The 22,221-nt window shown below is 75.1% G+C and carries 19 protein-coding genes; 11 read left to right on the plus strand and 8 right to left on the minus strand.

Features of this window, described 5'->3' with window-relative positions:
• Positions 1-12 precede the first annotated feature (12 nt).
• Positions 13-1,026: a radical SAM protein gene (locus ACFYUY_RS37475; protein WP_387907608.1), complete on the plus strand. Its 1,014-nt coding sequence runs from the start codon at positions 13-15 to the stop codon at positions 1,024-1,026.
• A gap of 81 nt (positions 1,027-1,107) precedes the next feature.
• On the opposite strand, the gene ACFYUY_RS37480 is transcribed toward ACFYUY_RS37475, so the two are convergent.
• A complete protein-coding gene (locus ACFYUY_RS37480) occupies positions 1,108-3,036 on the minus strand; it encodes a hypothetical protein (protein WP_387907610.1) in 1,929 nt (642 codons plus the stop codon).
• Between the two features lie 226 nt (positions 3,037-3,262).
• Positions 3,263-6,301 carry a LodA/GoxA family CTQ-dependent oxidase gene (locus ACFYUY_RS37485; protein ID WP_387907613.1) on the minus strand — a complete coding sequence of 1,013 codons (3,039 nt, stop codon included), beginning with the start codon at positions 6,299-6,301 and terminating at the stop codon, positions 3,263-3,265.
• A 280-nt stretch (positions 6,302-6,581) separates the two neighbouring features.
• On the opposite strand from ACFYUY_RS37485, the gene ACFYUY_RS37490 reads away from it, so the two are divergent.
• Complete coding sequence (locus ACFYUY_RS37490; protein WP_360222417.1) at positions 6,582-6,806, plus strand: hypothetical protein; 225 nt, start codon at positions 6,582-6,584, stop codon at positions 6,804-6,806.
• Positions 6,806-7,282: a hypothetical protein gene (locus ACFYUY_RS37495; protein WP_360222414.1), complete on the plus strand. Its 477-nt coding sequence runs from the start codon at positions 6,806-6,808 to the stop codon at positions 7,280-7,282. The genes ACFYUY_RS37490 and ACFYUY_RS37495 overlap by 1 nt, the downstream gene beginning before the upstream one ends.
• A gap of 38 nt (positions 7,283-7,320) precedes the next feature.
• On the opposite strand, the gene ACFYUY_RS37500 is transcribed toward ACFYUY_RS37495, so the two are convergent.
• Entirely contained in the window at positions 7,321-8,622 is a 1,302-nt protein-coding gene (locus ACFYUY_RS37500; RefSeq protein WP_387907616.1) for an MFS transporter, read from the minus strand.
• A gap of 460 nt (positions 8,623-9,082) precedes the next feature.
• On the opposite strand from ACFYUY_RS37500, the gene ACFYUY_RS37505 reads away from it, so the two are divergent.
• From ACFYUY_RS37505 to ACFYUY_RS37530, 6 genes are all read left to right on the plus strand, one after another.
• Positions 9,083-9,286 carry a cold-shock protein gene (locus tag ACFYUY_RS37505; RefSeq protein WP_045694210.1) on the plus strand — a complete coding sequence of 68 codons (204 nt, stop codon included), beginning with the start codon at positions 9,083-9,085 and terminating at the stop codon, positions 9,284-9,286.
• Between the two features lie 116 nt (positions 9,287-9,402).
• Positions 9,403-9,933 (plus strand): DUF402 domain-containing protein, encoded by a 531-nt coding sequence (locus ACFYUY_RS37510; protein WP_360222408.1) that lies wholly within the window; start codon positions 9,403-9,405, stop codon positions 9,931-9,933.
• Positions 9,934-10,130: 197 nt separating this feature from the next.
• A complete protein-coding gene (locus ACFYUY_RS37515) occupies positions 10,131-10,787 on the plus strand; it encodes a hypothetical protein (RefSeq protein ID WP_387907619.1) in 657 nt (218 codons plus the stop codon).
• 104 nt (positions 10,788-10,891) lie between these two features.
• On the plus strand, positions 10,892-11,887 hold the full coding sequence (locus ACFYUY_RS37520; RefSeq protein ID WP_387907622.1) for a DUF1996 domain-containing protein: 996 nt from the start codon (positions 10,892-10,894) through the stop codon (positions 11,885-11,887).
• Between the two features lie 56 nt (positions 11,888-11,943).
• Positions 11,944-12,504 (plus strand): sigma-70 family RNA polymerase sigma factor, encoded by a 561-nt coding sequence (locus tag ACFYUY_RS37525; RefSeq protein ID WP_360222399.1) that lies wholly within the window; start codon positions 11,944-11,946, stop codon positions 12,502-12,504.
• The gene (locus tag ACFYUY_RS37530; RefSeq protein ID WP_387907623.1) at positions 12,501-13,325 is read left to right on the plus strand and encodes a zf-HC2 domain-containing protein; all 825 of its coding nucleotides are present in this window, start codon (positions 12,501-12,503) and stop codon (positions 13,323-13,325) included. Before ACFYUY_RS37525 ends, ACFYUY_RS37530 begins: the two co-directional genes overlap by 4 nt.
• An 80-nt stretch (positions 13,326-13,405) precedes the next feature.
• Here the strand turns inward: ACFYUY_RS37530 and ACFYUY_RS37535 are convergent, their stop codons facing one another.
• Both ACFYUY_RS37535 and ACFYUY_RS37540 read right to left on the minus strand, forming a co-directional pair.
• Positions 13,406-14,311, minus strand: a complete 906-nt coding sequence (locus ACFYUY_RS37535) for an NADP-dependent oxidoreductase (protein WP_387907626.1) — start codon at positions 14,309-14,311, stop codon at positions 13,406-13,408.
• A 152-nt stretch (positions 14,312-14,463) separates the two neighbouring features.
• The gene (locus tag ACFYUY_RS37540; protein WP_387907627.1) at positions 14,464-15,534 is read right to left on the minus strand and encodes an alkene reductase; all 1,071 of its coding nucleotides are present in this window, start codon (positions 15,532-15,534) and stop codon (positions 14,464-14,466) included.
• A gap of 219 nt (positions 15,535-15,753) precedes the next feature.
• On the opposite strand from ACFYUY_RS37540, the gene ACFYUY_RS37545 reads away from it, so the two are divergent.
• Positions 15,754-16,290 carry a MarR family transcriptional regulator gene (locus tag ACFYUY_RS37545; RefSeq protein WP_360223198.1) on the plus strand — a complete coding sequence of 179 codons (537 nt, stop codon included), beginning with the start codon at positions 15,754-15,756 and terminating at the stop codon, positions 16,288-16,290.
• 54 nt (positions 16,291-16,344) lie between these two features.
• On the opposite strand, the gene ACFYUY_RS37550 is transcribed toward ACFYUY_RS37545, so the two are convergent.
• Both ACFYUY_RS37550 and ACFYUY_RS37555 read right to left on the minus strand, forming a co-directional pair.
• Complete coding sequence (locus ACFYUY_RS37550) at positions 16,345-17,034, minus strand: ribonuclease H (RefSeq protein WP_387907630.1); 690 nt, start codon at positions 17,032-17,034, stop codon at positions 16,345-16,347.
• Positions 17,035-17,124: 90 nt separating this feature from the next.
• On the minus strand, positions 17,125-19,341 hold the full coding sequence (locus tag ACFYUY_RS37555) for a trehalase family glycosidase (RefSeq protein ID WP_360223192.1): 2,217 nt from the start codon (positions 19,339-19,341) through the stop codon (positions 17,125-17,127).
• A gap of 346 nt (positions 19,342-19,687) precedes the next feature.
• Here ACFYUY_RS37555 and ACFYUY_RS37560 point away from each other — a divergent pair, with 346 nt between their 5' ends.
• Positions 19,688-20,881 (plus strand): FAD-dependent oxidoreductase, encoded by a 1,194-nt coding sequence (locus tag ACFYUY_RS37560; RefSeq protein ID WP_387907633.1) that lies wholly within the window; start codon positions 19,688-19,690, stop codon positions 20,879-20,881.
• A gap of 129 nt (positions 20,882-21,010) precedes the next feature.
• On the opposite strand, the gene ACFYUY_RS37565 is transcribed toward ACFYUY_RS37560, so the two are convergent.
• Entirely contained in the window at positions 21,011-22,120 is a 1,110-nt protein-coding gene (locus ACFYUY_RS37565) for a medium chain dehydrogenase/reductase family protein (RefSeq protein WP_360222771.1), read from the minus strand.
• Between the last annotated feature and the right edge of the window lie 101 nt (positions 22,121-22,221).

The raw sequence follows: 22,221 nt of genomic DNA on the forward strand, positions 1-22,221 counted from the left end.
CGGGCACCCCCGATGACGCTCACCGGCCGCCGGTCCGTCCTGCAGGTCCACCCCACCCGGCGCTGCAACCTCCGCTGCCTGCACTGCTACTCCTCCTCGGGCCCGGAGGTCGACGAGACCACCGAGCTCGCCGTCCTGCAGCGGGCGGTCGCCGACGCCGCGGCCCTCGGGTACGACGTGCTGGGGGTGTCCGGCGGCGAACCGACCCTCTACCGGCCGCTGACGGAGCTGCTGCGCACGGCCCGTGCGCACGGCATGCGCACCACCGTCACCAGCAACGGCATGCTGCTCACCGGCCGCCGCCTCTCCGAACTGGCGGGACTGGTCGACGTGCTGGCCATCTCGCTGGACGGCGTGCCGGACAGCCACGTGCGGATGCGCCGGGACCCGCGGGCCTTCACGGCGATGGAACGCCGCCTCCCGCTGGTCCGGGCCTCCGGGATCCCCTTCGGCTTCATCTTCACCCTGACCCAGTTCAACGTCCACGAGCTGGCCTGGGTGGCCGACTTCGCCGTCGCCTCCGGCGCGTCGCTGCTCCAGATCCACCCGCTCGAAGCGGAGGGGAACGCGGTGGACGCCCTGCCGGACGCGGTGCCCGACGTGACGGAGATGCTCTTCTCGGTGCTGGAGGCCGCTCGCCTGCGGTCCTCGACGGACCTCGTCGTCCAGCTCGACCTGGTGGAACGCGGGAGTCTGGTGGCCCGGGCCGACCGCTTCCTCCCCTACGGCGACCCGGACGGCGACTCGGACGGCGACCCGGCGGGGCGGATCGGCTCCTGGCTCTCCCCGCTCGTGGTCGAGACGGACGGTACGGTCGCGCCCCTGGTCCACGGGTTCGACCGCCGGTACGCGCTCGGTGACCTGCACCGGGCGCCACTGTCCGACCTCGCCCGCACCTGGGATCCGGCGCCCTTCCGGGACCTCTGCCGGCGGGTGCACGCCGAGCTGGCCGGCGAGGCCGGGCCGGCCTTCGTGAACTGGTACGACGAGGTCACCCGCGCCTCGCGGGCGAGCCTCGTCGGCTGAGCCGCGTCGGGCGGCGGCCGGACGGCGGCCCCGTGTCCCCGGTGGAGTCACCGGGGACACGGGGCCGTCCGCTTCGTCGGCTCAGACCCGGATGCTCTCGACGTCCGAGGTCGAGCTGGTGAAGCCGTTGGTCGTGATGATCCTCAGCTGGACCTGCTGGCCGGGCTGGAACTGGCGGCGGTCGATCTGGACCCTCGGGTCCTTGAGGCCCACCCCGATCGTCTGCCACGTGACACCGCCGTCCGTACTGACCTGGGCGGCGAAGGTCTGACCGGGCTCCGGCACCCGGCCGCCGAAGTCCAGGTCGAGCCCGAACGCCCCGTCGGCCGACCCGGCGTGGCGGGCGGCGAGCAGGGGCGGCGGCGGTCCGCCGGGCCGGAAGGTGTCCACCACCTGCCCGCCGACGACCAGCTCGATCGAGGCCGGGCTGGGCCCCACCGGGACGACCGCGTCGACCAGGCCGGTGCGGTCCTCGCCCGGGTCCGGGTCGGATCCCAGCTTGACCGTGACCGGGAAGTCGCGCGCCGGGGCGCCGTCGCCCTGTCGGACCCGCAGCACCACCGGGACCTCGCCGTTCGGCGCGGCGCCCTCCGCGGCCTGGTCCGGCTGGGCGGCCGCCGCGGTCACCGGGTTGACGAAGCGGATGCCGCCCTCACGCCGGGTGAGGTCGACCGTGCCGACCACGCTGACCAGCTGTTCGCCGGCCGGTTCCGGGCCGCCCACCGCCTCGCGGTGCATCGCCCGCGCGGCCGGTGCCGGAGCCACCGCCGTCACGGACAGCTGCGGGAAGCGCTCGTCGGGGCGGCCGCCGTACGACCTGGTGACCCTGAGTTCCTCCCTGGCGGGCGCAGCGGCGGGCACCGGGGCCGGCGGGGCGGGGACGGGGGCCGGCTGGGGACCGCCCACCGCCAGGGCCTCCTCGGCCACCAGGCGCCGGCGGATGCCCTCGTAGGTGTAGCTGCTCATCCACTGGCGGTTGCAGTAGGTCATGACGTCGTGCCACACCACGCCGGCCATCGCGGCCATCGGCACGCCCAGCTTCGGGTCGCCCACGTCGAACCCGGCGAAGGTGGCCGGGCCGTCCGCGAGCTGTCCGTTCGGGAACGGGTATCCCAGCAGGTCGTCGGGGGACTCCCCGCAGAACCCGGGGTGGCGGCGGCCGAAGGTGTGGCCGAGCTCGTGCCCGCCGTACCAGTCGCTGTAGACGCCGTCGAAGTCCCAGCCCCAGTCCGCGGCTCCGCACGGTGACGAGGCGACGGTCGCCGGGTCCGGCGCCGCGGGCACGCCGGAGGAACACCCGCGCATGAAGAACCCTCCGTCGGCGACCTGGCCGATGTAGTGGGTGCGGCGGTCGCCGCCCGCGCTGATGTCGAGGGCGCGGATGGCGGCGAGCTGGGCGTTGGTGTCGTTGCACACGAACGGCGCGGCGGCCGTCACGTCGATGACGGTGTGTGAACTGATCACCTCGGCCACCGGGTAGGCGCGCTTGAGCCAGCTGATCAACGCGGTGTAGTCGAGGTCACGGGGAGTGTGCGTGGTCGGCGGGTCCCCGTCCGCGTAGCGCAGGCCGAAGACCCGCACGCGCAGCGGCGGGGAGCTGTGGAACCACACCGTCGGACCGTTGGCGGGGACGCTGAGCGGGACGGGCGCGCCGGTCAGCGAGTCGCTCAGGGTGAGCGACCTCACGCTGAGTGCCCCTTCGGCCGTCAGGGCGGGCGGCAGCAGGAAGTTGAGGCTCAGGTCGGCGTCGGCACGGCGGGTGGGCAGGTCGAGGGGGGCGTTCGGGTCGAGGGTGAGGGTGTTGACCGAACGGACGGTGGATCCGGGATCGGTGGGGGACCTCAGCACCGTGAGGGTGCCGCTCACCCCGGTGACCGGGCCGATCGTGCCGCTCACGTAGGCGCGGACCACGGTCGTCTTGCCGGCGATCAGGGTGACGCTGTGCTGGAGGTCCTGCACCGCCTGGGTGACCTCCGTCGCGTCGAGGACTGCGGTTGTCGGAGTAGTCATGGCTGACCCCTTGGAGGTGCGTTCCGGCCCTTTCAGGCTATGCCCGGCGAGGGCCGCCCGCGCGTCCTGCGGGGCGGCCGGAGAGGGCCCGGAGGCCATACCCACCAAGGTCCGTGCGGACACGCATGATCTGCCCGGCACGGCCGGCACCGGCCGTGGGTCGGCGCGGCCGGACCGCCGCCGGCCGAGGTGGCGGGCGGCGGTCCGGGCGGGCGCCGACGGTCGGTCAGCGGTGCGTCCGGAACCGCTTCACCTTGTCGATGAAGCCCACCGAGACCTCCTCGTCCGGGGCGTCCGCCATGGTGACCGCGGTGGACATCGCGGCGGCGCCGAGGACCGGGTCGGCGGCGCGGTCCACGTGCACCGTGACGAGGTTGCGCCCGGCCGGCGGCGCGGGCTCGCGCGGGAAGCTCACCTCGGACTCCACCAGCAGCTCCGCCGGGAAGCGCGGGTCGTCCGTCGGCCCCGGCCGGCGCTCGACCACACCGAGCTTGCCGAAGTCCCGCACCATCGCGTTGATGGCGTCGACGTAGGGGGTGGGCAGCCAGCGCAGCCAGGTCCGCCGCGTCCCGAACGCGGCCAGCCGCTCGCCCATCGGGCGGGAGGTGTCCACGACCACGTCGTAGTCCTCCTCGGCCAGCACGTGGTTGGGCACCCGGGCCGGCCAGAAGGTGGGCAGGTACGGGTCGTAGGGGCCGAGCCCGAGGGAGCTGCTGTACTCGTAGCCCGACCGGCAGCTCGCGGTGTCGGTCTGCCACGGCACGGCCATCCACCGGGTCAGGCCGCCGGGGCCCTGGGCGTGCAGCGGTCCGTCGAGGGAGAGCGCGACGTCCGGGGTGAGCGCCTGGCCGTAGAAGGGCGGCGGCGGGGCGGCCGGGTCCCGGTGCCGAATCCGGAAGGGGCTGCCGTACAGCGTGGTGTGCCGCATCGGCCAGGTCAGTTCGCACCCGGGGTGGAAGGCGTCGGCCAGGCAGAACGACAGCGCCGCCCGGTCGAGGGTCTCCGGCCGCTGAGCGAACGGGACCTCGTCCAGGGAGGACGGGGGCTCGGCCGCCGGGTCGTGGTCGTTCACGAAGTCCCCGCGGGCCCAGCGCTGCAACAGGCGGTACTGCAGCGGGGAGAGCGTCATGTGCTGGCGCACCGACGTCGGCGGCAGGTTCATCGCGTCGCCGTAGACCGCCGGCCAGGGCACCGGCGACACGCCGTCGCGGTCGTAGTCGCGCACCGCGAGCCACACCTGACGGCGCAGCTCCCGCTGCACGGGCGAGGGGTCCGCGAGCGCCGCGAGCCGGGCCGGGTCGAGGAGGTGCTCGCGGCCGCCGTGCCCGAACTGCACGGCCAGGCCCTTGTTGACCCACTGCAGGCCGGACAGCCTGCGCAGCACCGGCAGGACGTCGCGGGTGAACGACACCTGCGGCGGCTCGGGGAGCAGCCCGGCCTCGAAGAAGGAGCCGCGCACCAGGTCGTACATGGTCCGCACCGACATGAGCTCGGGTGCGTAGTTGGGCGGTGCGGTCACCACCCAGCCCGGCTCGACCGGGATCCGCCGTCCGTCGATGCTGACCTCGGCGGTGACCGGGCCGTCGGAGGTGTCGTCGTACCAGCCGTCGTTGTTGGCGAAGGTGTCGGCGGGGGCGTCGGAGGCCGAGGCCGAGACGCCGTGCCCGCCGAGGAAGATCAGCCGGCCGCTGTCGTCGGTGCGCAGCTCGCCGAGGTAGACCCGCCGGTCCATGAAGGTGCCGGTGTCGAAGCGGTACTCGGGCGCGCCGGAGCGGTTGCGGCCGCGCACCGAGCGGCTCCCGGGGTCGATGGTCAGCAGGCTGCGCTGTTCGGCCGGGATCTTGGCGTTGCGCAGGTTGCTGGCGTCGGCCTGCCCGGCCTCCGGGATGTCCAGGGCGATCTGGAACTGGTACCAGGCGGCCTTGGAGTTGGCGACGTGCACCGTCCAGCGCAGGTCGGCGTTGTCGGCGGTGAGTTCGGCGACCGGCTCGCCGGCCGCGTTGTAGCCGTAGACCCGGAACCGGACGCCCTGGCGCTTGAGGGCGCCGGTGACGTCCTTGTAGCTCCCGGGGGGAGCCACCGCCGGCTGGTCGACCTCGGGGGCGAGCACGAAGTCGTCCATCATGCTGTCGCCGACCCGGGCCACGCCGATCGCGGGGTGCACGGCGGCCCGGACGATCCGGGTGTCCCGGCCGGGCGGCGGGGTCAGCTGCGGGCGGGCCGGGCCCGGTTCGGCGGCGGGGACGCCGTTGACGTCGCGGCGCTGCTCGGCCGAGGCCCGGTAGACCGTCCGGCGCACCTCGGCGATGCTGCCGACGGGGCGGTGCTCGGCCAGCGAGTGCCACGGGTTGTAGGCGAGGTTCTCGCCGTAGGCGGCCTGGCCCCGGGCCGTGACGTCCTGCTGCTGGAGGGTCAGCCGGGCGACCTTCACGGGGGTGCTCGCGCTCTCCTCCCAGCGCACGGTGGCCGCGTCCAGCGGCATCGTGTCCGGGTCGGTGCGGAACTGGACGAGCAGGTCGAAGGCGGCCGTCCCGGCGGCGAGCCGGTGGGCGAGGTCGGTGCCCAGGTAGGCCGGGTCCTCGTCGGGCGGCGTCGCGGTCGGGTCGCCGGGTTCGCAACCGACCGGCACCAGCTTGTACTTGACGAAGCGTTCGGCCCCGAAGGCGTAGGGCAGCACGCCCCAGTAGGTGGTGGTCAGGACGCTCGGCTCGAAGACCGCCATCGCGTCGAGGATCTCCCGGGTGACCGGGTGCGCGTCCAGGTAGCGGTCGTAACTGCCGTCGACGACACCGGCCTTGGTGAACTCGCACATGTCCTGGGCGGTGTCCACGAAGAAGACGTCGAAGTTCTGCATCAGCAGGTCCTGGGTGCCCGCCTCGGTGTCGCCCTCCAGCAGCTTCGGCCCGGGCACCCCGAACAGCTTCACGCCGATGCCGAGGGTGGTCTTCAGGTCGGGGCTGCCGGGCACGGTGTCGCTGGAGAACCGCACCCAGGCGGTCAGTCCGCCGGGCTGCTCGTGCGCCGCCCGCAGGAAGCCGACGCGCAGCTCGGCGGGCAGGTCGTCGGCGACGGTGAGGACGCCGCGGGCGACGCCGTGCGGTTTGAGGAACACCGGGCGCTTCACCGGGTCCTGGCCGCGGGCCATCCTGACGCCCTGCGTCATGTCCACGAACATCTGCTTCAGCGCGGCGGCGGCGTCCGCCGTGCAGTCCGGCAGGGGCGGCCCCCCTGCCGAGTCGTCGAAGGGTTCGGGCTTCCCGATCACGCTGTGCTCCCGTCGGTGCGGCGGCTGGTCCGGTGGCTGCTCCGGTGGTCCGGTGAACGCCGCTTCCGGCTGCCCGGCCCCGGTCCAGCCTGCACAGGACGTCCGCGAACTGCGCGGCGACGTACGCCCGAAACGAGCACTGCCCCGGGCTGCCGCGGGCCCGGTCACTCCAATCGGCCAGCACCGCTCGCCCCGCCCTGGGCGCCGGGGGCAGCGTCGTCAGTGGCCGGTCGCGCCCCGGAGCGGGGGCGGCCGGACTCCTCGAGGAAAGGGAAGAGGGATGGCCAAGGAAGGACTGCGCGTCACGGTCCAGGGCGACCTGCCGCACGACGTGCTGGAGCGGATCGGGAACGCGGTGCGCAAGGCGGTGCTCTACGAGGTCGCGGAGCTCGACCTGGTACCGCCGCTGCGCGAGGTGCCCCTCGCCGGCGGCGCCCGGGACGCGGTCGACGCGGTGATCCACCGGCCGGGTCCCATCGGGATCCAGATGGCCCCGGAGCAGTAGTGGCCGACGCCGGGGGCGGCGGGGCCCGGACCGGGGCCACCTGCCCCAGCAGCACCTGCAGTCCGGGCCACCTGCTGCTGGGCATCGTCCGGCCGGACGGGACGGTCGCCGCGCTGCGCCAACCGATCACGGTGGACGCGGAGTTCGCCGAGCGGGCGGCCGCCCCCGGCCGGCGCCCGGCGGAGTCGCGGTTCCGCTTCGCCGGGCCGTGCATCGGGGCGGCCTGCCGCCAGTGGGAGGACGAGCGGTGTTCGCTCGGCGACGCGCTGGCGCAGGCGGGGCGCGAGTCGGGCGCGGCCGACACCGGCGCCCCGCTCCCGCCGTGCGCGATCCGCCCCACCTGCCGCTGGTGGCTCCAGGGCGGTCCGGCGGCCTGTCACGTCTGCACCCGGGTGGTGCACACCGCCGCGCCCCCGGAGGCGGGGCAGGGGGCCGGATCCGGGCACCCCGCGCGCCGGCCCCGGCCTGACCTGTGACCGGTCGGCGCGTGAGCCCACCCGTCGGCGCGTACGGGTCAGGGCTTGCCGGCCGGAGCCCGGTCCGCCACCGCTCCGCTCCCTCCCCGATCCCCGGCCCGCCCCGGCGGCGTCGCACCGGTGGGGAGCGGGACGCGCCGGGGCTCGGCGGCCGGGGCCGCCAGGGCCGCGAGGCGGCGGAGGCTGGCACGCCGCTGGAGAGCGCTGAGCCCGGTGGCCGCCGCGCCCAGGGCCAGCCAGCCCGCCGGGCCGGCCGTCATCACCACGCCGGTCAGCAGCAGCGGGCCCAGTGACTTCTGCACCGACTGGGACATCCCCGCCACACCCAGGTAGGAGGCCCGGGCGCGCGGCGGAGCCAGGCTGACCGCCAGCTCCCAGGACGCCACCGAGCGCAGCAGCTCCGCCAGGGTGACCAGCATCGCCGCGGCCAGCAGGGCGATCGAGGCCCACCAGGGCCCGCCGCCGGTGGCGGCCGCGGTGAGCAGGCAGGCCGCGAGCAGCGTCACCCCGTACCAGCCCACCGCCGCGGCCGCCCCGCGCGGGCCCTCGGCCCGGGTCGAGACGCGCAGCTGCAGGACGACCACCAGGACGGTGTTGACGATCAGGAACGCGGGGACGACGGCGTTCGGAGCGTCGGTGTGGTGCACCAGCCACAGCGGCAGGCCGACGTTGAGGACGGAGTCGTCCAGGTTCAGCGGCATGTCCAGCAGGACGAAGAGCAGGTAGCCGCGGTCGCGCCAGGGGCTGGGGGCGGCGGCCGGGTCTGCGGGGGCGTCCCCGCCGTCGTGCGCCGCCGCCAGACCGCGGCCGGCGGGCTCCCGGGTGCGCCGGACCAGGGCGGCCGCCAGCAGGAAGGACAGCGCGTTGGCGACGATCAGCACCCGGTAGGCGGTGGCGGTGCCGACGGCCAGGCCGATCGCGGCGATGCCGGCGCCCAGCGCGTACCCGGCGTTGGCCACGCTGCGGAACAGCGCCTGGTACGTCCCCCGCCGCTCGCCGGCCACCCGGGTGGCGAAGAGCATCTCCAGGGTCTTGGCGGCCCGTTCGGCCAGGCAGGTCAGCGCCACCACCGGCAGCAGCGCGGCGAAGTCGTGGACGACCAGCAGCAGGCCCATGGTGCCCAGGCGCAGCAGGTGGCAGGCGATCAGCAGTGTGCGCACCGGGAACCGTTCGGCGGCCCGACCGGCCAGCGGCGACCCGGCGATGCCGGCCACGGCGGCCACCCCGAGCAGCAGGCCGAGCCGCCCGGCGTCCAGGCCGACGACGAAGGTGAAGTAGAGCACCGAGGCGGCCGCCCAGACGCCCGTCCCGGTGCGGTCCACGCACTGCGCCAGCAACATGGTGCGGGCGTCCGGCCCGCCCGGCGGCCGCCGCAGTTGTGCTGTCAGTCCGTTCCCGTGTCCGGGCATGGCAGGTCCCCCGAAGTGCGATCGGCATCAATCTCGACGTCAAGATACTTCACGTCGAGATGGTTGGGGACCCCCGGGAGGCCCGGAGTCCGGAGCCACGCGGGTCCGGTCGGGCTGCTCGCGCGTCCGCACCGGAGCCGCGACCCCCGCCGGCCACCGCGTCGAGCCCCGCGGAAGGCCCGCACGGAGCCGGCGGCGAAATATCGCCGCGGCGGACCGCCGCCTGCTACAGTCGATTTAGTTGCAGTAGTGGTTCCCATGAACTTGTGTGCGCCTGCTGATATTGCAGGCGCATTTTTTGTTCCCCGGTTCTACCCGGTGGGCGCTCCATGCGGCGACTCGAAACCCGCACGGTGCGGGTTTCGGATGTCCCCTTGAAGGAGATTCTTTAATGGCTAATGGCACCGTGAAGTGGTTCAACTCGGAGAAGGGCTTCGGCTTCATCGAGCAGGAGGGTGGCGGCCCGGACGTCTTCGCCCACTACTCGAACATCAACGCCAACGGCTTCCGTGAGCTGCTCGAGGGCCAGAAGGTCGAGTTCGACGTCACGCAGGGCCAGAAGGGCCCGCAGGCGGAGAACATTCGCCCGCTGTAGTAGTACCTCTGCCACGGCACCCGCCGGGCAGTGAAGGGCCCGCACCGTGCACACGCCGGTGCGGGCCCTTCTGCGTCCGCCGCAGGGGGCCGTGCCGGGCGCTGGTACCGTGCCGCATGACACCGGACGAACGCGTGACCGTCCTGCACAACGGCAGGCTGAGGGCCGCGGGCATCCGCCGCGGCGACGTCGTCGCCTACGACTGGGGCTTCCGCCACGACGGGACCGATCTGATCCAGCGCACCTTCGTGCTGCTCGACGACCACGTGCAGATCAACCAGCCCGTCGCGTTCCCGCCGCAGCAGCGCGGCTGGTGGTACTGCGACCTCGTGAGCCTGGAGTGGGACGGCCCCGACGGCGACCTGTTGAGGACCCAGGACCTGTGGATCGACGTCATCGTCGGGCCGCCGGACCACCCCTACCGCCTGCTCGACCTGGACGACTACGCCGACGCCCTCGCGGACGGACGTATCGCGCCCGGACAGGCCGCCGACGGGCTGAGGCGGATGCAACGCTTCCTCGACCGCCGCCTCAACCGCCGGCATGAGGTGACGCGGACCTGGCCGGACTTCCCGCCCGCCGAGGTCGAGGAGCTCCTCACGGCCGACCTGCCACGTGACTGGCACCTGTCGGCCCGGCCGGAGTGACCCCGGGGCGGCACCACCGACGCGCCTCGCCCTCGCCGGCGCACGCGCCGGCCGCGGGCCGGTGGCCCGGCGTCCGGCCTGGGCGCAAAAGTTTTTTCCGACGACGTTGAACCGTTCCCGCCGCGGACGCGTGTGGAGGGTACCCGGGCGGCAACCGCCCGGATCGCCAACTATCGCACCCCCAGGGGGAGTTCGCCATGCCCAAGTCCGTCATGCCCACGTCCGCCATTCCCACGTCCGCCGCGCGCACCTCCGCCGCCCGCCGCCTGCTCGCCGTCTCCGGCCTCGCCGTGCTCGCGCTCGCCGCCACCGCCTGCGGGCCCGACTCGGGCGACGGGTACGGCGGGAGCGGCGCGTCGACCGCCGCCGCCCCGGCCGCCACGACTCCGGCCCCGGCGGGCGGCGACTCCTCCGCGGTCCGGCTCGTCGCCGCCAAGTCGGCCACGCTCGGACCGATCGTCACCGACACCGCCGGCCGGACCCTGTACCGCTTCGACAAGGACACCGCCAAGCCTTCCGCGACCACCTGCGTGGACGCCTGCGCCGCGAAGTGGCCGCCGGTGACCTCCCCGGACGCGGTGCAGGTCACCGGTGTCGAGTCCGGCCTGGTCGGCAGCGTGACCAGGCCGGACGGGACGAAGCAGGTCACCCTCAACGGCTGGCCGCTCTACCGCTTCGCCGGGGACACCGCGGCCGGGCAGACCAACGGGCAGGGCGTCGGCGGCACCTGGTTCGCCAGCACGCCCGAGGGGAAGAAGGCGCCGGGCACCCCCGCCCAGGCGCCCGCGCAGGGCGCGACGACGACCCCGTCGACGGCCGCCTCCCAGGCCGGCGGCTACACCGGGGGCTACTGACCCACCCGCCGACCCCGCCCGCGGCGGCGGGGCGCCCCGGGCGGCTGGACGGCCGGGGCGGCCCCGCCTTGCCCGCGCGGCGGCCCGTCACCCAGACTGTCGCGGTGCACCAGGACCGCCATCGCCACCGGTTGGGGGGCGCCGCGTTCCCGGTCGGCGTCCTGCTCTGCCTCGCCCTCGGGCTGTCCCTGCTGGTGGTCCGGTTCCGGCCGGGCGGGCCCGGACCGGCGGACGGGTTCGTCGACATCACCGCGGTCACCGCCGCCGCACCCGCACCGCCGGCCACCGGCCCGGACGCCTCCACCGGCTCGTACGCGGAGGACTGCGGACGCAACCGGGAGGGGCACCGCAACGCCGACAACGTGGTGGTCTCCCCCGGCACGGTCGGCGGCGCCCACCACGTGCACGACTACGTCGGCAACCTCTCCACCGACGCGGACTCCACCGACGACAGCCTCGCCGCCGCCGCGACCACCTGCACCGACGGCGACCGCTCCTCGTACTACTGGCCGGTGCTCCGCCGCACCGACCGCGCCGGCACCGCGGTGCCGTCCGACGACCCGCACGGGAACACCGGCGAGATCCTCGCCCCCGAGACCGTCACCGTCGAGTACCTCGGCAACCCGTGGAGCAAGGTCGTCCCGATGCCGCGCTTCCTGCGGCTCCTGGAGGGCGACCCGACCGCCGCCACCGACGGCGGCGCCGAGGCCGGCGCCCAGTGGAGCTGCACGGGCTTCGCCGGCCGCGCCACCACCGACCGCTACCCGCTCTGCCCCGCCGGCAGCCTCCTCACCCGCACCCTGGACTTCCCCAGCTGCTGGGACGGGCGCGGCACGGACAGCCCGGGCCACCGCTCCCACGTACGCTTCCCGTCCGCCTCCGGCGTCTGCCCGCACGACACCTTCCCGATCCCGCACCTGCGCGTGACCGTCGGCTACCGCCCGCCGCCGCCCGGGGCCTTCGCCCTGGACGCCTTCCCCGAACAGCACCACAGCCCGCTCACCGACCACGCGGTGTTCATCGGCCTGATGACCGACCGGCAGGCGGCCGGGGTGGCGGCCTGCCTCAACGAGAACCGCACCTGTCGGGAATTCGGTTGAACCGGACGGCGCCCGCGTACGTGCTGGACGTGGACCCGACGACGGAGGAATGGCGGATGGCGAGGACACGACCAGGCGGGCGGCAGGACGCCGCCGACGAGGCACTGATCCGGACGCTCTACGAGCAGCACGGCGGCGCACTGCTCGCCTACGCCATCCGGCTCACCGGAGACCGTGCGGCGGCCGAGGACGCCGTCCAGGAGACCCTGATCCGGGCCTGGCGCAACCCGGAGGCCCTGACCGAGGCCCGCGGGTCGGTGCGGGGCTGGCTGCTGACCGTGGAGCGCAACCTGATCACCGACCGGTTCCGGGCCCGCGCCGCCCGGCCCGCCGAGGTCGCGGAGGTGTCCGAGGAGACGGCCACCGTGCCGGTCGAGCACGACCACGCCGACGGCGTGGTGGAGACCCTGGTGATGTCGCAGGCGCTGGAGCGGCTCTCCCCCGAGCACCGCGAGGTGCTGCGGTCGATCTACTTCCAGCGGCTGTCGGTCACCGAGGCCGCGGCGCAGCTGGGGATACCGGCCGGAACGGTCAAGTCCCGCGCGCACTACGCGCTCCGGGCACTCAAACGCTCGTACACCGGCAGGTCGGGGACGTGGCAGGAGGTGTCGGTGTGACCACGGACGAAGCGAACACGAACGGCATGGACCCGAACGACGCGAACGACGCGACCGGCGCGGGCCGGGACGGCGGCGGCGCGCACGGCACGGGCGCGAACGGCGCGCACGACCGGAGCGCGGAGCTCGTCGGCGCCTACGTCCTGGGCGTGCTCGATCCCGCCGAGACGGCGGCGCTCGAACGACACCTGGCCGACTGCCCGACCTGCCGTCAGGAGGTGACCGAGTTGCGGGAGCTGGAGACCGTCCTGGGCGAGGTGCCGCCCGAACTGCTCGTGGACGGCCCGCCCGAGGGCGGAGACCTGCTGCTGCAGCGCACCCTGCGGCAGGCCAGGACGGAACGCGGCTCGGTGCTGCTCCGGCGGCGGGCCAGGATCGGCGCGGTCGCGGCCGTCGCGGCCGCCGCGGCGCTGGTCCTGGGGATCGCGCTGGGCCGCAGCACCGACACCGCACCGCCGGTGGCCGCCGGCCCGGCTCCGAACACCGCCACCGCCACGGCCACCGCGCCACCCGCGGGGACCCGGACCGGCTCCGTGACGGATCCGGCCACCGGAGCCCGGATGACGCTGACGGTCACTCCGGCGATGGGATGGGTCCGGGTGAACGCGGCGGTCACCGGCATCCCGGCCGGCCAGCGCTGCCACCTGGTGGTCAACGGCAGGAACGGGGCCACGGCGGACGCGGGCAGCTGGCTGGTCTCCGCTGTGGGGGCCAAGTCCGGCACCACACTGGACGGTTCGGCCATCGTCGCGCCGGAGGAGGTGACCTCGGTGTCGGTCGTGAACGAGTCCGGGCAGACCTTCGTGACCGTCCCGGTGTAAGCCCTCCCGGAGTAGGCCCTCCCGGTCTCGCACGCCGCCGCCGGCCCCCGGAGCTCTCCGGGGGCCGGCGGCGGCCGGGGTCAGGGCAGCAGGACGGCCTTGCCCCGGTTGCGGCGGGCCTCCAGATCGGCGTGCGCCCGGGCGGCCTCGGCGAGCGGGTAGGTCCGCCGGACCGGCAGGGTCAGCCGTCCGGCCGAGGCCAGCTCCACCAGCTGCGGCAGCCCGTCCTCGCCCTGTTCGGTGGTACCGGCGCTGAAGCGCACCCCGTGCCGGGCGGCCGCCATGTCGGCGATGGTGATCACCCTGCCCGCGTCGCCGGTCAGGGCGACGGAGTCGGCGAGCACCCCGGCGCCGGAGGCGTCGAACACGAAGTCCACGCCGCCCGGGGCCGCGGCGCGGACCCGCTCCACCCAGCCGTCGCCGTAGCGGACCGCGGTGGCGCCCAGGGCGGTGACCCGCTCGACGTCCTGCTCGGCGACGGTGCCGATGACGGTGATGCCGCGGGCGGCGGCCAGCTGCACCGCGATGACGCCGACGCTGCCGGCCGCGCCGTGGACGAGCAGGGTCCGCCCCTCCGGCACACCCAGCTGGCCCAGGACGCGGAAGGCGGTCCGGCCGACCGTGACCAGGGACGCGGCGACCTCCCACGACAGCGCGGCGGGCTTGGCCACCGGCCCCTCCAACAGGGCCTGCTCGGCGTAGCCGCCGCCCACGGTGGCGCCCAGGACCTCGTCGCCCACCGCCGCGGCGGTTCCCTCCCCGACCGCCTCCACCACGCCGGCCGCGTCCAGGCCGGGGACCACCGGGAAGCGGGCCGGGGCGGCCCCGGCCATCAGGCCGGAGCGGATCTTCAGGTCGAGCGGGTTGACCGAGGCCGCCCGCACCCGGATCCGGACCTGGCCGGGGCCGGGCTCGGGGGCGTCCACCTCGGTGAGGTGGAGCACCTCGGGCGGGCCGTACTCGGAGAAGGTGATCGCAGTGGACATCGGGAGCTCCCGGGTCGCAGGGGTCTTGGGGGGAGGTGGGGGTGCGGGGGTACCAGGCGGTTCGGACCCACTGTGCGGCCACCACGGCGGCCGCGCAGGTGACGGCGCCGCGGAGGGCCGTGCCGGAGCGGCGCCGCAGGTGGCCGCACCGGTCAGGCGTCGAGGGTGGGGTAGTCGGTGTAGCCGCGGTGGTCGCCGCCGTAGAAGGTGGTCGCGTCCGGGGTGTTGAACGGGCCGCCGGCGGCGAGCCGGGCCGGCAGGTCGGGGTTGGCCAGGAACAGCGCGCCGAAGGCGATCATGTCCGCGGTGCCGTCCTCGACCAGTGCCAGCGCGTCCGGGCCGGTCGGGGCCGGGTGGGTGAACGGGTTGAGGACGAAGGTGCCGGGGAACCGCTCGCGCAGCTCCCGGGTCAGTTCCCGGTCCGGCCCCTCCAGTACGTGCAGGTAGGCCGGGCCGATCGGTGCCAGCGCCGCCACCAGGGCCCGGTAGGTGGCCCGGTGGTCGTCCTCGGCGATGTCGTTGTACGGGTTCGCCGGGGAGATCCGCAGGCCCACCCGCTCGGGGCCGACGGCGTCGGCGACCGCACGGACCACCTCCACCGCGAAGCGGATCCGGCCCGCGGTGTCGCCGCCCCAGCCGTCGGTGCGCCGGTTGGCGTTCGGGGCGAGGAACTGGTGGATCAGGTAGCCGTTGGCGCCGTGGATCTCCACGCCGTCGAACCCGGCCTCGACGGCGTTGCGGGCCGCGGCGGCGAAGTCGGCGATCGTCCGCCGGATCCCGGCCTCGTCCAGTTCCTCCGGCGTCACGAAGTCCTTCGGGCCCTCGTGGGTGAACACCTGCCCCTTGGCGGCCACGGCCGACGGCCCCACCGGGACCAGGCCGTCGGGCAGCAGGCTCGGGTGGCCGATCCGCCCGGTGTGCATCAGCTGCGCGAAGATCACGCCGCCCTCGCGGTGCACGGCGTCGGTCACCGTGCGCCACGCCCGCACCTGGCCGGGCGTGTGGAGGCCGGGGGTGTTCGGGTAGCCCTGCCCGACCGCCGAGGGCTGGATGCCCTCCGTGACGATCAGGCCTGCGCCGGCGCGCTGCGCGTAGTACTGCGCCATCAGCTCGGTCGGCTCCCCGCCGGGGCCGAACGCGCGACTGCGGGTCATCGGCGCCATCGCGACCCGGCTGGTCAGGCTCCTGCCGCCCAGGACGATCGGATCGAAAGCAGTGGTCATGGTCTCTTCCCTCGCAACCAGTGATGGGCGGTGTCCCCGTCCCATCCGGCGTCACAGTTACCTGCTCGAACAGGTAAATGCGGCGAAGGCATTCCCGGCCCGCGATGTGACCCGCGTCACGCGCTTTGAACAGCCGAAATCGCCGCGCGTAGGTCTGCGGCCCCGCGCTGGCGGCCTCGCGCGATAGCGTTGCCTGACCGATCAGGAAGTGAGGACGAGATGACGCAGTCCACCCCGGAGCCCGGGCCGGTTCCGGCGGGAGCCCGGACGGAACCGAGCGTCCCGGTACCGGCCGCGGCCGGCGGCGGGCCCATCAGCCACGCGATCTTCCGCCTCGCCCGCCTCCACCGCATGTTCGCCGGGCAGCTCCTGCGCCGCATCGGCCTGCACCCGGGCCAGGAGCTGGTGATGATGCACCTGTGGGAGCTCGGCGCCCAGCGCCAGACCGACCTGGTGCGGCTCCTGGACTCCGACGCCGCCACCATGACCCGCACCGTCCAGCGCCTGGAACAGGCCGGATTCGTCCGCCGACGCCCCTCGCCCACCGACCGGCGCGCCTCCCTCATCGAGCCCACGGCGGCCAGCCAGGCCCTGCGCCACGAGGTCGAACAGGCCTGGAGCCGGCTGGAGGAGCTCGTGGCGGCCGGCCTGACCACCGACGAACGCACCGAGGCCCGGCTCACCCTGGAACGCCTGGAGCAGAACCTCCTCCAGGCCGCCGAGACCCCGGACCCGGAGGCGGACACGGAGCGTTAGCCCACCGGGACGGCGGGCCCCGTCCGACCCTCCGGGTGCCCGGGGGCGGCTCGGTCAGGCGTGGGCCGCGGCGCACTCCGGGTGGCCCCAGCTGCCGCCGACCTTGGTGATCTTGTCGCCCTTGGCGTACGGACGGGCGCACGGGCAGGTGCCGGGGTAGCGGGCGGCCAGGGTCCGGGAGCCTCCGGAGGAGGACGACCGCTTCGCGGCCGGGGCTCCGGCCGGGCGGCTCGAGCGCGGTGCGGAGGCCCGGACCGGGTCCGGTTCGGGCAGGTCGGCGGCCGTGCCGCCGGCGGCCTCCTGGGTGCGGGCGGCGTCGCTGGCGGCCTTGTCGGCGATGGCGTTCAGCGGGTCGCCGTCCACCTGGTGGGCGGGCACGTACACGAAGGTGACGTCCCGCCCCGCCAGCAGCTCGTCGATCTGCTGGATCAGCTCGCGGTTGGCCACCGGCTTGCCCGCGGCGGTCTTCCAGCCGTTGCGCTTCCAGCCCACCAGCCACTTGGTGACCGCGTCGCGGGTGTACGTGCTGTCCAGCCGGACCTCCAGCGGCAGCGCGGGATCCGTCGCCGAGAGCAGCTGGAGGAGGGCGGTCAGCTCGCCCACGTTGTTGGTGCTGTGCCCGAGCGGGCCGGCCTGCCAGCGCTGCGGGACCCCGGCGCCGTCGGCCACCACGTAGGCCCAGGCCGCCGGCCCGGGGTTCCCCTTGGCCGCTCCGTCACACGCCGCGATGAGTCGTTCGATCATGCCCCCGATCATGCCAGGGCGCGGGCGGCTCCTTCACCGGTCGGTCCGATCACGGCCCGCTCGGCTCCGGTCGGCCCCGCTCGGCTCCGGTCAGCCCCGGAGCAGCGGCAGCAGCAGGGCCGCGGACCAGCTGAAGCCGGTGGCGTTGCGCCCCTCCCCGGTCAGCGGGTCGTAGTTCTCCCGCACCGGGCCGTCGCCGCCGAGCCCGCCGGCCGCCGCCAGCAGCCGCTCCACGGCCCGGCGGGCGTCCTCGCCCCAGCCGTACCGGCGCAGGCCCTCGACGGCGAAGTAGGTCTGGTCGATCCAGGCGAGCCCGCGCCAGTAGCCGGCCGGGTCGAAGGCCGCGGAACTGCGGGCGACCGTCGGGAACGGCAGTGCGGTCCCGAACTCCGCCGGGTCGAGCAGGTGGCCGCGGACGGCGCGGGCCTGGGCGGGCGAGGCGGTGCCGGACCAGAGCGGGATCGCGCCCTCGATGCCGCGGCCCCGGGTGGTGAGCCGGGCGCCGGTGGTCAGGTCGGTGTCGTGGAACCAGCCGGTGGCCTGGTCGAACATGGTGTCGCGGACGGCGCGGTCGATCCGCCCGGCCCGTTCGCGCAGCCGCTCGGCGGCGGGCCGGTCCCCCAGCTCGGCGGCGATCAGGGCCAGGTGGCGGTGGTCCGCGGCCAGGTAGGCGTTGAGGTCGACGGAGCGCTGTGCGAGGGACCAGCCCCGCAGGGCGCCGTCGACGCCGCGGTTGGCGACGACCGCCGCACCGAGGGCCGCGTCGAAGCGGGGCGCGTTGTCCATGCCGGACTCCCAGGCCGCGGCCTGGCGGCAGTCCTCCGGTCCGGCATTGGCCTCGTCCACGGTGGCGCCGTACTCGCACAGGCCTTCGCCGAGGTGGTCGCGGGTGCGGTACCACCAGTCCTGGTAGGCGGTCAGCCGGGGCAGCATCTCGCGCAGGAAGGCCCGGTCCCCGCTCTGCCGGTAGACCTCCCAGACCGCCCAGGAGGCCAGCGGGGGCTTGGAGTTGCGCTCGTTCCAGTTGCCGCCCCCGGTGCTCGGGTCGTTGTAGAAGACGCAGTCCGGGATCATCCCGGCGTCCTGCGGGCGGGTGGTCGAGTCGGCCCGGATCTGGTGGTCGAACATCGCCCGGATCTGGTTCGCGGCGAGGTCGGGCGCGAAGAGGGCGGTGCCGACGGCCTGCTTCCAGGTGTCCCAGGCCCAGACCCCGTTGAACCACTTGTACGAGATCGAGGGGGTGACGGCGTCGTGCCGGATCCGCCCGGCCGGGCTGCGCCAGTTGGTGACCAGGGTCTGCACGCACTTGACGGCCGTGCGGCGGCGCGCGGCCGGAACCCCGGCGGTCGCCCGGGCCAGGTACCCGGCCCAGCGGGCGGCGCCGGCCGCCGCGACCCGCTCCGGCGCCCGCAGGGCGGCGTCCGCCTCGGCGGCGGCCCGGTCGTACTCGGCCCCGGTGAAGGTGTAGCTCTCCGCCCAGTCGAGGGTCCGGGCCTCCCCGGGTGCCAGCCGGACGGCGTCGACCCGCTCGGTCCGGTGGCCGTCGCCGCTGACGGTGACCCGGACGGGCTCCGCGTGCCGGACCGCGAAGCGCTCGGTGCCGTCGGTCAGGTAGTCCCACGTCCTGCGGACCCGCGCGAACCGGACCTCCACGCCGCGATCGGCGGCCACCAGGCGCGGAGCGTCGCGCTGCGGCGCGTCGGCCGGGCGCAGCAGGGTGCCGGTCCAGGCGACCTGCAGGGTCCGTACGCCGCTGCCGCCGTTGGCCAGCCGGGCCCGGACCAGGGCGGTGCGGTTGCCGGCGAAGCGCAGCTCCAGGGTGAGGGCCAGGCCGGCTCCCAGCGCGTAGGACTGGCGCAGCAGGCCGGGGAGGGAGGTGAGCCGGGGCGCACCGGCGGCGGCGAGGTCCAGCTCCCGGCCCCGTTCGGTCAGCCGGATGCGGCTGAGGCCGTCGCTGAGCCACCAGGGGTACTCCTGGGCGAGGTGGAGCGGCCCGGTGAAGCCGCCGAGCCGGTCCTGCGGGCGCGGCAGGGCGTAGGCGTGCCAGGCGCCGAGGTCGGCGAAGACGGTGATCGGGTTGTTGCCGCCGGCGTCCCCGGGGTAGGCCTGCGCGGGCGTGCCGTGCAGGTCGAGGACGTCGGGGTAGCGCTCGAGCGCTCGGGCGGCGGTGTCCTCGGGACCGGGCCCGGCGGGGGCCTCGTCGGCGGCGGCTTCCGAGGTACCGGGGGGACCGGCCAGGGCGAGGGCGGTCCCGCCGGCGGCGGTGGCGGCGGTGGCGAGGAAGTGCCGGCGGGTCAACGGGCTCACGTGGGCTCCTCGGCGGGGTCGGGGGCGGCGACGGGAGGTGCGGGGACAGCTTGCCTTCCGAGGAGCGGATGCCCAAGACCGCGTGGGGGCCGCCGACCTGACCGGCGGCGAGCGAAGTCCGCGACGGCGCCTCGCCGCCGGGGCCCGCTGACCCTCCGTCGGCTTCCGACGACCCGGGCGGCGCGCGCGTGCTAGGGTCGGCGGCGCTGGATGGAATGCGCGAAAAATCCGCTCCTGAATGGTGTTTCTGAGCGGCACCCCCGTGGTGCTCGTTCCTCTCCGAGGAACCCGGTGCTTCCTTCGTCGTCATGAACGAAGGCAGAGGACTGTGCACTTTCCGTATCGTGTGATCGTCATCGGCGCTGGACTGGGTGGACTCGCGCTCGCCCACGGGCTGCGCAGGCGGGGCGTCGACGTCGACGTCTACGAACGCGACGCCCACCCCGGAGCCCGCCCGCAGGGGTACCGCATCCAGCTCGACGAGCCCGGCCTGACCGGCCTGCGGGAGTGTCTGCCCGCCGCGCTCTTCGAGCTGTGCCTGTCGACCGCGGGCGCACCTCCCGCCCGGGTCTCGGTCCGCAACCGCCACCTGGACGTCCTGGCCGACCGGGCCGCGGCCGGCGGCGCCCGGACGCCCGACGCGATCGGCCCGCGCGCGTTCGACCGCCCGACGCTGCGCCGGATCATGCTCCTCGGGCTGGGCGACCGGGTGCACCACGGCGCCCGGCTGTCGGCCTACCGGCACGAGACCGACGGGCGGGTCACCGCGTGCTTCGCCGACGGCCGGACCGCGACCGCGGAGCTGATCGTCGGCGCAGACGGCGTCAACTCGGCGGTGCGCCGGCAGCTGCTGCCCGCGGCCGGGGTCGAGGACGCCGGGCTGCGGCTGGTCTACGGCCGGATCCCCCTGGACGACGGCACCCGGAGGGCCCTGCCCTCCTGGGTCTTCGAGAGCATCTTCACCGTGCTCACCGACGGGCCGGAGGGGGCGCATCTCGGCCTCGGCCCGGTCGAGTTCGGCACCCGGCCCGAGCGTTCGGGCCGCGCCCTGACCCCGCCCGTCGACCTGCCCCCGGTCGGCGACTACGTCGCCTGCATGGTCGGCGCACCGACCGGCCACCCCGCCATGCCCGCCTTCGAGGACCTGCGCACGCTGCCGCCGGACGGGCTGCGCGACCTCGCGCTCCGGTTGTTGGGGGGCGGCTGGCACGAGGACGTGCACCGCCTGCTGGACCGGTGGGACACCGCGTCGCTCTTCCCGCTGCGGATCTCCACCGCGGCCGCCGTGCCCGCCTGGGAACCGGGCCGGGTGACGCTGATCGGCGACGCGGTCCACGCGATGAGCCCGGTCCTGGCGATGGGCGCCAACACCGCCCTCCGCGACGCCGGCGAACTCAGCCGGGCGCTGGCCGACCCGGCGGGTCGGGGCGAGTGCCCGGTGCGGGCGGTGGGCGCCTACGAGAGCCGGATGCGGGACTACGCCTTCCCGATCGTGGCGGACTCCCGCCGGACGGGGCGCCGACGCGTCGGCCAGCAGTGACCCACGCCGTCGCGCCGACGTCGAGGGGGGCGACGTCGGCGCGGCGGGCGGGCGGCGGGCGGCGGGCGGGCCGCCGCCCGGGGCGTGCCGGCGAGGTCGCGGCCGCGGCGGTGATCCACCGGACCCGCCCTACGGGACCAGCACGATCTTGCCGGCGACGGTGCCGGACTCGGCCAGCCGCATGGCTTCCGCGGCCCGGGCCAGCGGGAGTTCGGCGGCGACCCGGGCGGTGACCTCGCCTCGCGCGAGGGCCGCGAAGACCTCGGTGAGGTCGGCGCTCAGCCGGGCGCGGAAGCGGTCGCGGCCGAGCGCGCGGCCCGCCCAGACGTTGTAGAAGTAGGCGCTGCGGCGGTTGGGCAGCGCGTTCCAGAGCCACACCCGGCCCAGCAGCCGGAGCACCGGCCACTGCTTGGAGCCCTGGTCGTCGCGGGTGGACGCACTGCCGTAGGAGACGAGCGTGCCGCCGGGGGCGAGCAGCCGCCAGGAGTCGACGATGCCTTCGCCGCCGACGTGGTCGAAGACGGCGTCGACCCCGCCGGGGGCGAGTTCGCGCACCCGCGCCGGGACGTCCTCGGTGCGGTAGTCGACGGGCAGCACGCCCTGGGCGCGCAGGCTCTGGTGGTGGCGCCGGGAGGCGGTGCCGATCACCGTCGCCCCGGCGGCGAGGGCGAGCTGGACGAGGACGGTGCCGACACCGCCGTTGGCCCCGTGCACCAGCACGGTGTCACCGGCGCGGACCCGGGCCTTGCGGTGCAGCATCTGCCAGGCGGTGATGCCGTTGACGACCACCGTCTCGGCCTCCGCGGCGCCGATCTCCCCGGGCACGGCCACCAGGTCCGCCGCGTCGATGGCCATGTGGCTGGCCCAGCCGCCGACCTTCACCAGCGCGGCGACCCGGGTGCCGACCAGCCGGGCGTCGACGCCGGGGCCGACGGTGAGCACGGTGCCGACCAGGTCGTAGCCGGGCACGAAGGGGAAGGGCGGCTGGTCGTAGTAGCGGCCGCGGCGCATCTGCTGTTCGGCGAAGGAGACCCCGGTGGCCTCCACCCGGACCACGGCCTGGCCGGCCCCGGCGGTCGGGACGGCTCCGTGGCGCAGCTGCAGGCCTTCCGGCTCCACCACGCCCGGGAGCACGACCTCGACCAGCTGCTCGGCGGCGGGCTGCCCGGCGGCGGTGTCCGCGGCGGTCGGGACAGCGCTCAGGCCGGCGTTCGGGTTCGCGTTCAGGTCGGCGTTCATGTCGGTCTCCACTCGTCGGTCGCGTTATGCGCTCTCTCGTTCGTTAGAAGTTATAACCCCTCGGGAAGGCGAACGTCAACAACTCCAGTGATAGCCTCTAA

Origin of the sequence: Kitasatospora sp. NPDC004745 (genome assembly GCF_042873275.1) — a bacterium.
GTDB lineage: Bacteria > Actinomycetota > Actinomycetes > Streptomycetales > Streptomycetaceae > Kitasatospora.